Source organism: Clostridioides sp. GD02367 (assembly GCF_045900275.1).
GTDB lineage: Bacteria > Bacillota > Clostridia > Peptostreptococcales > Peptostreptococcaceae > Clostridioides > Clostridioides difficile_A.
The window spans coordinates 31,314-42,966 of record NZ_JBJODK010000021.1; the positions used below are offsets into that span (position 1 = coordinate 31,314).

The 11,653-nt window shown below is 28.4% G+C and carries 11 protein-coding genes; 7 read left to right on the forward strand and 4 right to left on the reverse strand.

Going from position 1 to position 11,653, the window contains the following annotated elements; all coding sequences use genetic code 11:
* Positions 1-10: 10 nt before the first annotated feature.
* From Q3223_RS19110 to Q3223_RS19120, 3 genes are all read right to left on the reverse strand, one after another.
* Positions 11-760 carry an ABC transporter ATP-binding protein gene (locus Q3223_RS19110; protein WP_054270767.1) on the reverse strand — a complete coding sequence of 250 codons (750 nt, stop codon included), beginning with the start codon at positions 758-760 and terminating at the stop codon, positions 11-13.
* Between the two features lie 295 nt (positions 761-1,055).
* On the reverse strand, positions 1,056-2,705 hold the full coding sequence (locus tag Q3223_RS19115) for a cell wall-binding repeat-containing protein (protein ID WP_074180047.1): 1,650 nt from the start codon (positions 2,703-2,705) through the stop codon (positions 1,056-1,058).
* Between the two features lie 194 nt (positions 2,706-2,899).
* Positions 2,900-3,025 carry a winged helix-turn-helix transcriptional regulator gene (locus tag Q3223_RS19120; RefSeq protein ID WP_219674356.1) on the reverse strand — a complete coding sequence of 42 codons (126 nt, stop codon included), beginning with the start codon at positions 3,023-3,025 and terminating at the stop codon, positions 2,900-2,902.
* Between the two features lie 310 nt (positions 3,026-3,335).
* On the opposite strand from Q3223_RS19120, the gene Q3223_RS19125 reads away from it, so the two are divergent.
* The 3 genes from Q3223_RS19125 to Q3223_RS19135 all read left to right on the forward strand — a co-directional run bounded on the left by Q3223_RS19125 (position 3,336) and on the right by Q3223_RS19135 (position 5,586).
* Positions 3,336-4,457 carry an aldo/keto reductase gene (locus Q3223_RS19125; protein WP_407812402.1) on the forward strand — a complete coding sequence of 374 codons (1,122 nt, stop codon included), beginning with the start codon at positions 3,336-3,338 and terminating at the stop codon, positions 4,455-4,457.
* 183 nt (positions 4,458-4,640) lie between these two features.
* A complete protein-coding gene (locus Q3223_RS19130; protein WP_054270765.1) occupies positions 4,641-5,030 on the forward strand; it encodes a MerR family transcriptional regulator in 390 nt (129 codons plus the stop codon).
* 16 nt (positions 5,031-5,046) lie between these two features.
* Entirely contained in the window at positions 5,047-5,586 is a 540-nt protein-coding gene (locus tag Q3223_RS19135; RefSeq protein WP_054270764.1) for a flavodoxin family protein, read from the forward strand.
* Positions 5,587-5,694: 108 nt separating this feature from the next.
* Here the strand turns inward: Q3223_RS19135 and Q3223_RS19140 are convergent, their stop codons facing one another.
* Positions 5,695-6,180, reverse strand: coding sequence for a hypothetical protein (locus Q3223_RS19140; protein WP_284182400.1), 486 nt, complete (start codon positions 6,178-6,180; stop codon positions 5,695-5,697).
* 851 nt (positions 6,181-7,031) lie between these two features.
* On the opposite strand from Q3223_RS19140, the gene Q3223_RS19145 reads away from it, so the two are divergent.
* From Q3223_RS19145 to Q3223_RS19160, 4 genes are all read left to right on the forward strand, one after another.
* The gene (locus Q3223_RS19145) at positions 7,032-7,409 is read left to right on the forward strand and encodes a RidA family protein (protein WP_003421988.1); all 378 of its coding nucleotides are present in this window, start codon (positions 7,032-7,034) and stop codon (positions 7,407-7,409) included.
* A 272-nt stretch (positions 7,410-7,681) separates the two neighbouring features.
* Complete coding sequence (locus tag Q3223_RS19150) at positions 7,682-9,478, forward strand: sigma 54-interacting transcriptional regulator (RefSeq protein WP_054270761.1); 1,797 nt, start codon at positions 7,682-7,684, stop codon at positions 9,476-9,478.
* 391 nt (positions 9,479-9,869) lie between these two features.
* Positions 9,870-11,084 (forward strand): diaminopropionate ammonia-lyase, encoded by a 1,215-nt coding sequence (gene dpaL / locus Q3223_RS19155; RefSeq protein WP_054270760.1) that lies wholly within the window; start codon positions 9,870-9,872, stop codon positions 11,082-11,084.
* A 173-nt stretch (positions 11,085-11,257) separates the two neighbouring features.
* Positions 11,258-11,653: M20/M25/M40 family metallo-hydrolase (locus Q3223_RS19160; protein WP_138211370.1), on the forward strand; the 396-nt coding region annotated here is incomplete at its 3' end.

The window sequence follows — 11,653 nt, forward strand, 5'->3', positions numbered from 1 at the left end:
AATTATCCTCCTATCTTTTAGTATCCAATTTTGTAATTTCTTTAATAATCAATTCATAAAATGTACCCCTGTTGTTTTGTTGCTTGCCTAGTTCTTTAATGATACAACCATCTTTAAAAATCAAAATTCGATTTGCAAAACTAGCTGCATAGGCATCGTGTGTTACCATTAAAATTGTTGTTTTCAATTCCTCATTTGCTTCTTGTAGTGAGTAGAGTAGCTCAGTGGCTGAGTTGGAATCTAAAGCACCTGTTGGTTCGTCTGCAAATAGAATGCTAGGTTGTTTAACTATTGCTCTAACTGCTGAAGCTCTCTGCCTTTGACCTCCAGATAATTCATTTGGATATTTGTTTAATTGAGTAGTTATACCAAAGCGTTCGGCTAGACTTCTTACCATGTTTTCTATTTTATCTGGATGTAGTTTTTGAAGTGTAAGGGGCACCGAAATATTCTCGAAAATTGTAAGGCTATCTAGTAAAAAATATTCTTGAAAGATAAAACCTAAATTATCCCTACGAAAATCAGCAGAACTGGTATCATTAAGTGATTTCAAGCTTACATTGTTTATGAAAATATCTCCACTTGTTGGTTTATCAATTGTAGATAATACGTTAAGAAGAGTTGTTTTTCCAGAACCAGAAGCCCCCATTATCCCTATAAATTCTCCTTCTGATACATTGAAAGATACCTTATCTAAACTTGGTTTTTGACCCTTAGTATAAATTTTAGTTATGTTATTTACTTTTAATATGGTATTCATTGTATATATCTCCTTTCATCTTTATACAGTCAAATTATATATTAACTTTATTGTTAATTCATGAGTAAATCACGCAACAATTTTTTGTAAAGAAATAAGGGAATTATTATTAAAGTATTGAAAGGGTAGATTATTATCAAGATATATAATATTGAGTACATTTTTACTAGCTTTGAGTTAAAGTGTATGTGATAGAGATACAATATTGAAAAAACAAAAAATAAAATAAAAGCCATAAATACAGGAAAATCCAGTACCTATGGCTTTATAATAACTAATAAAAGTGTGTACTTTATTAATTATCTATTTCAAACTCTAATATCTTACCAGTAATTGCATTGATTGTTATCTCGTATTCAGTATTTCCTTTTCTTATTTCACCTTCATATTCTTTATCATCTTCATCATATTCAAATTTTACTATTTTCCCACCAGGTACCTTATCTAGCATTATTGATTTAGCTTTTTCAGCACCAATAATAGAACTATTGTCATTAGTATTAGAGTTATTGTTGTCATCAAAGTCATCATCATCAGAATCCTTGTCCATATCAATATCTACAATTCTTCCATCAAATGCATTTATCTCTAATTCATATGTTTTTTTATTCTTTACTATTTTAGCTTCATATTCATTATCTTCAGCATCGTATTTGCAATAGATTAAATTACCATTAGGAATAGCATCTAGTGCTATAGATTTAGCTTTATCCAATGATATATTTTTTGTACCTAAATTGTTATCATTTAAGTCATCGTCTTTTTCAATTTCTATTATTTTGCCAGAGTATGCATCAATTTCTATTTCATATACAACATTATCTTTTAGAACTTTGCAGTCATATTTATTATCATCTTCGTCATAATAACAAACTAAAATATTGTTTCCTGGAAGAGCTTGTTTTAATATATTTTTAGCCTGTATTAAAGATATTTTCTTAGTTTTATTTCTTATATCAACATTTTTTAGTTTTAAAATATCTTCAAATGCTTTTTGGTTATATCCTCCTCCTACTTGTGTTATTTTATCTATGTCTTTATTTTTAATAAATTCTTTTTGACTATTTACAAGGCTACCATTAGATATCATTATAGGTGAATTTTCTTTAGCAGCTAGTACTCCTATTGATAATGAATCTACTAGTGCATTTTCTTGATTAATACCATCTTTGGCTACAAATATATTATTTATTTTCTTGTCCTTATAAAATTGTTCGATAATTTTTGCGTTAGTATTGTTTCTATCTGAGCCACTAATTCTTTCTTTGTTTGGATATTTTTTTACTATGTTGTCTGATAAGACCTTATTTCCTCCAACTATATAGGATTTCTTTATAGATTTATTATTTAAGAAATTTATACTGTTGTTATTACTATTTTCATCTGATACTAGTATTATAGGCATATTGTGTACTGCTGCGGGAGAAGCTATACTAACTGCATCAGATAACCCCTTTAATCCATTTACAACAGCAATATTTTCTACCTTTTTTATCTTATCTATTTCTTTAAGTACATTTGTAGACATTTCATATATATTATTTCCTGCTATTTTATTTATTTTTATGTTAAGTGATTTTATTTCATTTTCTACTTTATCAGAAATACTATTTCCACTATCTACTATGTACACGTTGTCTACACCAAGTCTCTTAAGTTCAGCTTTAGTCGAATTTTCTATACTATTACTGTTTACTAAAAGAATAGGTGCATTTTTTAGTATGGCAAATGGATTTGCACAAAGAGCACTTTGAATAGAGTCACCATTAACTAGAATAGCTGTTTTTGATTGAACCCATCCCAATTTACTTACCTCTACAGCTGTTTCAAATCTTGTTTTACCTATTAGTCGTTCTTGTTTTGTAGCGTTATTTGCAAAAATTATTGAAGAACTAGAAAAAAACATAACACCCGATACTAATATAGCTAAACTTTTCTTATTCATATTTTTACCTCACAATCTTTAAAATTTTATTATTTAGCATTACTTAGTAAAATATAATCTTAAAATCAAGTTGATACTGAATCTAATATTATAAAATCAACAGATAAGATTATTTAAACATAAAATTTTCCTATTTATATTTAATATTGTATCATAAATATAAATAGGAAAATGTTTTTTAAAAGGGGTATACATTATTCATTTTTATCATTTGACAAATAAGTTTTTCCCCATTGCTTCATATTTTCTAAAACAGGAACAAAACTTATTCCTAAATCTGTTAGAGAATATTCTATTTTATCTATGCTTATTTTTCGTATTGGTTGTAGCTATCTATTAGCCTATATTGCGGGAATTGGTGTTTTGAGTATATTTATAGCAATGCTTATGGACTGGGGTTTCCGAAGTATCTGTTTCTTGTGGCGTTGGAGAAGTGGGAAGTGGAAAGAACATTCAGTAGATTAATGTCAAAAACTATATTTCTATAATATTTCTATCAAAAATAAAAAAATCTATTGACTTGAAGTTAACTCCAAGTAGTAAAGTATAATTATGCAAGAATTATATATATTCAAAAGAGAAGTTAAGAGAGAAATAAAACAAATAAGTTTTAAAGGGGGAAGTAAAGCAATGGAGGCAAAAAAATTAGGTTTTGGATTAATGCGTTTACCAATAAAAGATGAAAATGATGTTACAACTATTGATATGGAATATTTAAATAAAATGGTTGATACTTTCTTGGAGAGAGGATTTACATATTTTGATACAGCCTATGTATATCACATGGGAAAAAGTGAGATAGCACTTAGAGAATCTTTAGTAAAGAGACATAAAAGAGATAGCTTTACTGTAGCTACAAAACTACCATTAATGGTTTTAAAGGAAAAAGAAGAACAAGAGACTATTTTTAATGAGCAGTTAGAAAAGTGTGGTGTAGATTATTTTGATTATTATCTTCTACATAATATAGGTGTGTCACATTATGAAATAGCTAAAAAATTTGATAGTTTTAAGTTTATTGAAGAAAAGAAAAAGGAAGGGAAAATAAAGAATATTGGTTTTTCTTTTCATGATAGTGCAGAATTATTAGATGAAGTCTTGACTGAGCATCCAGAAGTAGATTTTGTGCAATTACAGATTAACTATATAGACTGGGACAATGAAAGCATACAGTCTAGAAAATGCTATGAGATAGCAGAGAAACACAATAAACCTGTGATTGTTATGGAACCAGTAAAAGGTGGTACACTTGCCAAAATACCAGAAAAAGCAGAGAAATTATTCCATGACTATAATTCAGATATGTCAATACCATCTTGGGCAATCCGTTTTGCAGCAAGTAAAGACAATGTAATGATGGTCTTAAGTGGAATGTCAAATATGGAACAATTATTAGACAATACAGGGTATATGCAAGACTTCAAACCATTCACAAAAGATGAATACGATGTTATAGATGAAGCTGTAGAAATTATTAATGAATCAATTGCAGTTCCATGTACTGCATGTCAATACTGTGTAGAGGGATGTCCAAAGAATATTGCTATTCCAAACTACTTTGCATTGTACAATTCAGAAAAACAAGCTCTTAATACTGGATTTTCGACACAGATGGTTTACTATAATAACTATACTAAGACTTATGGTAAAGCATCAGATTGTATTGGATGTAAACAATGTGAGGAAAGTTGCCCACAACATATTAAAATTATAGATGCCTTAAAGAATGTGGCAGAAATCTTTGAAAAATAATTAATAGATATAAATAAACAGGATAAATAATTTTAAAAAATAATTATATGTAGATAAATAGGGCAAATAGTTTTGATAATTTACCAAATATAGATAAACAGAATAAGCAATTTCGATAGAATATTATTTAAGTTATTTAATGATATTTTAATCTATACAATATCAAGAGAGAGGTATATATGTATGACGATTTCAGAAGTTAGCAAAAAATACGAGCTTTCAGCAGATACTTTACGATACTATGAACGCATTGGTCTGATACCACCTGTAGGTAGAAATAAAAGTGGGATTAGGTCTTTTACAGAAAAAGATTGCGAGTGGGTTAATTTTATAAAATGTATGAGAAGTGCAGGCCTTTCTATTGAGACACTGATTGAATATGTGGCTATGTTTCAACAGGGAAATAGTACTATTCAAGCGAGAAAAGAACTTTTGATAGAACAGAGAAATCAATTAGCTAAAAGAATGGAAGAAATGCAAAAAACTTTGGAACGATTAAATTTTAAGATTGATAGATATGAAGAAGGTCTTGTTGAAAAAGAAAAGACATTAGAAAACAGTATGAATAAATAAGTGGAGGAAGTATATTATGAGTAAAAATGTATTAATAGTGTCTGCAAGCCCTAGAAAAGGTGGAAATTCTGATTTATTGTGTGACCAATTTATGCAAGGGGCATTAGAATCAAAAAATAAAGTAGAGAAGATATTTCTAAAAGATAAAGATGTTAACTATTGTACTGGATGTGGTGCATGTTATGAAAAAGGAGCAAGTTGTCCACAGAAGGATGATATGGGAGAAATTCTTGAAAAAATGATTAAAGCAGATGTGATTGTTTTGGCAACTCCAGTTTATTTTTATACTATGAATGGACAAATGAAAACTATGATTGATAGAACTTGTTCTGGATATACTGAAATTTGTGATAAAGATTTCTATTTTATTGTTGCAGCAGCAGATAAAAATGTGGATGATATGGAAAGAACAATAGAAGGATTTAGAGGGTTTACATCATGTTTAAATGGGTCTAAGGAAAAAGGTATAGTATATGGTGTAGGAGTTTGGCATGTAGGAGAGATTAAGGGAAGCGAGTCAATGAAAGAGGCATATGAAATGGGCAAGTTGGTATAGTACGTTTGTATATAATAAAGGACAGATTAATTTTAATCTGTCCTTTATTTACAATATTTATTTAAATACCTAGTGCCACTCGTATATTTTAATAATCACTATAAAAAATTATACAGATTCTTGCATGATGTTATTTTCTTTAGTAATTAATTCTTCTAGACTTTTCCAATCAGTATCTTCCATATTTGCAAAATAATGACCACTTCCTATACAAGTTAAGTAAGACTTTCCATCTAATTCAAATGAAGAACCACCAATACACTTTGAATTACATTTTTTACAAGTTCGAGTTTTAGTGATACTATCCTTAATAGTTTTAGAGCATTCCTCTACAGAATTTTTATATGAATTTAGATGAAAAAGATTTGCTTTAACTCTCCATTTTTTTTCGTTACATTCAATAGTAAATAAGCTACGTTTTGGTTTTTTAGTTGAATATACTATTTTGTAAGAACGAGCCCCTGTCTTTGGCTCAATTTTGCAATCTAATGATTTGCCAAGTTCATGTAAATCACAAGCAATATTATAATCTTTACCACTTAATACTTTTAACATTTCCTCTGTTGTTTCTGCTGTTAATTCACTTTTACCCATATTAAAAAATCCCCCTAATAAATAATAATTTCATATAAGAATAATTAATATCAGTATATTAAATAAATTTATTGAAATCAATAAAATAACTACAATCTTACATTATTGGGCATAGAATGAGAGCTAATGCTTTATTAGAAAAAAGACTTAATAGTATGAAAATTCACTTAGACATGATACAATTCTATAAAAGATTTAAAAAATAGGAAAGGAGAAAGTTGCTGGGAGATAATCAACATAATAATTTAATCATAGATTATGAACTTATTATGAGAGGGGTAATGTTGTGAAGTAAGATTATTAAAAGGGAAACCTGTAAGTTCTCAGCAATGGTGATGGGTATTGATAATTTTTTGGTTACTATTATATTTGGCTATTATATTTTCAATAGGCTCTATGATAACTAGAGTAAATAAGGTTTGGGTAAAGGTTTTATTATTTATAGTAGTTGGATTGTCAACTATAGTCCTTTCATACATAATAACTTGATGATTTGAGATTAAGAAGCCAGTTTTAATCTATAAATTCTCAAAACAAGAATTCTCAAGTTGGTAAAATTCTAGATATGAGAAAAAAATTGACATTAGGAAAAAGTAATTTTGAAGCATTTTCTTACAAAAATATTTAGATGTTACTAGTTTGAATGACTTCACAAAATTTTATAGATAGGTAAAGTTTGGCATGTTAATTGCTTTAATAAAAGTTAACATGAACACAAATAAATATAATCATCTGAGTATTGATTATTTGAAGTTTTAGATTTGAAATTTAATCTAAAGGTTCATATTGATATTGGTGTTTAGGAAATTTTATTTTCCTGTAAATATAACCTAATAATAGGAGGTGAAGTTATGTCAAAAGTAGTAATAGCTACAGAGAAAGCTCCAGGAGCAATTGGACCATATTCTCAAGCAATACAAGTTGGAAATATAGTTTCTACATCAGGTCAACTTCCAATAGATATGAAAACTGGTGAGTTAGTATCTGACCCAAAAGAAGCAACAAAAGCTTCTTTAGATAATGTAAAAGCAATATTAGAGCAAGCTGGTACAAGTATGGATAAAATATTTAAGACTACAGTATTCGTAAAAGATTTAAAAGATTTTAATGATATTAATGAAGTGTATGCTACATATTTTAAAGAAAATCCACCAGCAAGATCATGTGTACAAGTTGCTCAATTACCAAAAGATGCAGTTTTAGAAATTGAAGCAATGGCAGTATTATAACAATAACAATGATAACAAAACTAATGAAAATTAAAAACTAATAAAAAAGTCTACAATTAAAATAAAAAAGTTTATATTAAAAAGTCTATATAAAAATCTATCTAAATATTTAACTATTGAGCTTTTCTCATGTAATGTATATTTTGTGCCAAAAATATATCTGTTACAAGAGGAAGGCTTTTTTGTGTTTTATATATATTTTAAAAATTGACTATATGTTAAAATATAGCTAAACTGATAATTTGGTAAATTAAATTATAATGGGGGAGACTATGTTAAGTAAATTAAAAGAATTTCAACAAGAAATGATAAAATACACTGAAACAGTAGCTAGTGTATTAGATGTAGATATTGAAATAGTTGATGATAGATTAATAAGGATTAGTGGCACAGGTCTATATAAATCAAAGATAAATGAAAGCGTTGTTACTGAGGGTTTTATTTATGATAAAGTTATACAGACAGGTCAGGAATTAGTCGTATTGGATATATGTGATAATCAGCTTTGTATAGAATGTTCCCATTACATGAAATGCCTAAATAAAGTAATAATAGCAGTTCCAATAAAATATAATAATCGTACTATAGGGGTAATTGGTGCTATTAGTACAGATAAAACTAAAAAAGTAGAAATAAGTGCAAAAATAGATAATTATTTAAAATTTATCAATCATATATGCGATTTAATTTCCATGAAGATAGAAGAACATGAAGCGTCAAAAAATAGTAGCAGAAAAATGAATATGATGATAGAAATAATTGAAAATGTTGAAAAAGGCGTTATAATACTGGATATAAATAGCAAAATATCCTATATAAACAACATAGCTCTAAAAAAATTAGATATTGAGAAAAATATAATCGAAAATATAGTGAATATAGTATCAGTTGAATCATCCTCAAATGGACATGAATTGCTAGAAATTGATATTGATAACAAAATTTATAATATAAATGCCAAAATAATTCCTGTATATCCATATATAAATCAATATGACAAAATAATAATATTTGACAAGACATATATCAACCATAAAGGACATGGAAAGGTAAATAGTGGATGGGGAAATAGTGATATAGAGTCTATAATTGGAAATTCAGAAGCTATGGTGAAAGTTAAAGAGAGAACTAAGAAATTAGCAAAATCAAATTCGACTGTCCTTATAACTGGTGAAAGTGGTACAGGTAAAGAGCTAATTGCTAGAGCTATACATGCAGAAGGTAGTAGATGGAATAAGCCATTTATTGCTATAAACTGTGCTGCTATTCCAGAAAACCTTCTTGAAAGTGAATTGTTTGGATATATAAAGGGAGCATTTAGTGGAGCTAGTAGTGGTGGTAAGGTAGGTAAATTTGAACTTGCAAATGAAGGTGTTATATTTCTTGATGAAATGGGCGATTTGTCCATGCCTTTGCAAGCAAAGCTACTTAGAGTCTTACAAGAAAGAAAATTTGCGAGAATTGGGTCAAATAAACTTATTGATTTAGATATAAGAGTAATTGCAGCTACAAATAAAAATTTACTGAAACTAGTAAATGAAGGTAAATTTAGGGATGATTTATACTATAGACTAAATGTAATTCCTATAAATTTGCCACCCCTTAGGGAAAGAAAAGATGATATTGAAGCAATAATGATGAAATTTGCTTCTAAATATTCTTTAGAATTAGGTATTCAATTGAATAAAATAGAAGAAAATGTTATGAATATGTTGATTAACTATAATTGGCCGGGAAATATAAGGGAACTGGAAAATGCAGTTGAGTATATGATGAATTTAGTTGGAGATGATGGAATAATATATAAAGATATGCTTCCATTAGATATTTTGAACTATTATAATATTAATGGAAATGTATGTAAGAGTACAGGTATAACGTTTGAAAATGATATAGTTGAAGGGATAGTAGAAAATCAAGAAAGGATACTCTCAATTAAAGAATTAGAGTTGACTTACATAAGTAAGTTGTTGAATAAGTATGGAAGAGATACAAAAACAAAGAAAAAAATAGCAAAAGACTTAGGCATAGGTTTGGCTACATTATATAGAAAATTGGAAGAAGAATAGTAGTAACATAAACAATCAAAATATAAAATTATAGAAGGTCATAACCATATATTTATAGAAAATAAAATACAGTAATATATCTAACAAAATAGTAGACAGATAAAGAATAAGACATAATAAAGGAAAAATTAAAACAAAGAAACGGTTTCTCGAATTGATAATTCTCGTATTGATAAAAATTTCCCAATATGAGAATTTTTTCTTTTATAAATCTTATTTTTCACATTCAAAATTTATAAAAGTTAAAGAAGCTTTATAAAAGTATGTAATTCCAACATAAAAAAAATATTTTTAGAATAAATAATATTGGCATAGTAATTGCTTTACTAGAAGACACAAAGATAAAAACTTAAAATGACACCGAAAAATTTGAAAGGGGAATATAAAATAAATGAGAGAAATAAAATGGAAATTAAATAATCTACCTAAATCTGAGGAAAAAGAAAAAGGGATTGAATTTTTAAAAGATGAAGAAATTGCAAAGGCTAAAGCTTTCCATGAGAGCTTTCCACAATATGAAAAAACTCCTTTAGTTAAATTAGATAACTTAGCAAAATCACTAGGAGTAAACGGAATATATGTTAAAGATGAATCTTATAGATTTGGATTAAACGCATTTAAAGTTTTAGGTGGTTCTTATTCTATGGGTAGATATTTAGCTCAAAGATTAGATACAGATATATCTGAATTAGGATATGACAAATTAACTTCAAAGGAAATAAAAGAAAAATTAGGAGAAATAACTTTCTTTACGGCTACAGATGGGAATCATGGTAGAGGAGTTGCTTGGACTGCTAATAAATTAGGTCAAAAATCTGTTGTATTAATGCCAAAAGGTTCTTCTGAATTTAGATTAAATAAAATCAAAGGAGAAGGAGCAGATGCTAGTATAACAGACCTAAACTATGATGATGCAGTAAGATTAGCTAATGACTATGCAGAAGCTGATGACCACGGAGTAATGGTTCAAGATACAGCATGGGACGGATATGAAGAAATTCCAGCATGGATAATGCAAGGATATGGAACTATGGCTAAAGAAGCTATAGAGCAATTAAAAGAATATGGAGTAGACAGACCAACACACGTATTTGTGCAAGCAGGAGTTGGTTCACTTGCTGGTGCAGTTCAAGGATATGTTGCTTCAATATACGACGAATGCCCAATAACAGTAGTAGTAGAAGCTGATGAAGCTGATTGCTACTATAAATCAGCAGAAGCAGGAGATGGAAAACCAAGATTTGTTGGAGGAGATATGCCAACTATAATGGCTGGTCTTGCTTGTGGAGAACCAAATACTATAGGGTTTGAAGTGTTAAAAAATTATTCATCAGCATTCGTTTCAGCACCAGACTGGGTTTCTGCTAAAGGTATGAGAATACTAGGAAATCCTCTAAGAGGAGATGAAAAAGTAATTTCTGGAGAATCTGGAGCAGTTACAACTGGAGCATTAGTTTCAATCCTTGAAAGTGAAGATTTAAAAGACTTAAGAGAAGCTTTAAAATTAGATGAAAACTCTAAAGTATTATTAATAAGTACAGAAGGAGACACTGACCCTGATAAATATAAAGATATAGTTTGGAATGGTGAGTGCCAAAGCAAATAAAAGACTTAAAATAAGAACTAAATAAAATTAAAATAAAGTCTAAATAAGAATTTAATAAATAAAATATAAAGAAGCAAAAAATCAATAAATTAAATAAAGTATGAGTAAATTAAAAAAGTAAAATATCAAAGTGAAACATCAACAAATTAAAAATTATATGGGGGAATATCAAAATGTTAAATGAAACAAGAAAAAAACAATTAACTGAAGTATGCCAAGATTTAATAAGAAATGCTAGTTATTCAGGTCAGGAAGAAAATGTAGTAAAAGCAATAGAAGAAAACTTTGCTTTACTAGGTTTTGATAGCTGGTCAAGAGATAGATATGGAAATATAGTAGGATGCATAAAAGGAAACAAACCAGGTAAAAAAATATTATTTGATGGACATATAGATACAGTTCCAGTTCCAGATGCAAGTAAATGGAGTGTTCCTCCTTTTGAAGCGAGAATAGTAGATGGAAAAATATATGGTAGAGGAACTTCTGATATGAAAGGGCAAGTAAGTGCTATGATGGCAGCTGTTTCATACTTTGCAGAAGATACTAACAAAGACTTTGAAGGTGAATTG

Bases quoted from the DNA above. Each gene is read 5' to 3' on its own strand.
- Q3223_RS19110 (WP_054270767.1), bottom strand. From the start codon at position 760: ATGAATACCATATTAAAAGTAAATAACATAACTAAAATTTATACTAAG.
- Q3223_RS19115 (WP_074180047.1), bottom strand. From the start codon at position 2,705: ATGAATAAGAAAAGTTTAGCTATATTAGTATCGGGTGTTATGTTTTTT.
- Q3223_RS19125 (WP_407812402.1), top strand. From the start codon at position 3,336: ATGGAGGCAAAAAAATTAGGTTTTGGATTAATGCGTTTACCAATAAAA.
- Q3223_RS19130 (WP_054270765.1), top strand. From the start codon at position 4,641: ATGACGATTTCAGAAGTTAGCAAAAAATACGAGCTTTCAGCAGATACT.
- Q3223_RS19135 (WP_054270764.1), top strand. From the start codon at position 5,047: ATGAGTAAAAATGTATTAATAGTGTCTGCAAGCCCTAGAAAAGGTGGA.
- Q3223_RS19140 (WP_284182400.1), bottom strand. From the start codon at position 6,180: ATGGGTAAAAGTGAATTAACAGCAGAAACAACAGAGGAAATGTTAAAA.
- Q3223_RS19145 (WP_003421988.1), top strand. From the start codon at position 7,032: ATGTCAAAAGTAGTAATAGCTACAGAGAAAGCTCCAGGAGCAATTGGA.
- Q3223_RS19150 (WP_054270761.1), top strand. From the start codon at position 7,682: ATGTTAAGTAAATTAAAAGAATTTCAACAAGAAATGATAAAATACACT.
- dpaL (WP_054270760.1), top strand. From the start codon at position 9,870: ATGAGAGAAATAAAATGGAAATTAAATAATCTACCTAAATCTGAGGAA.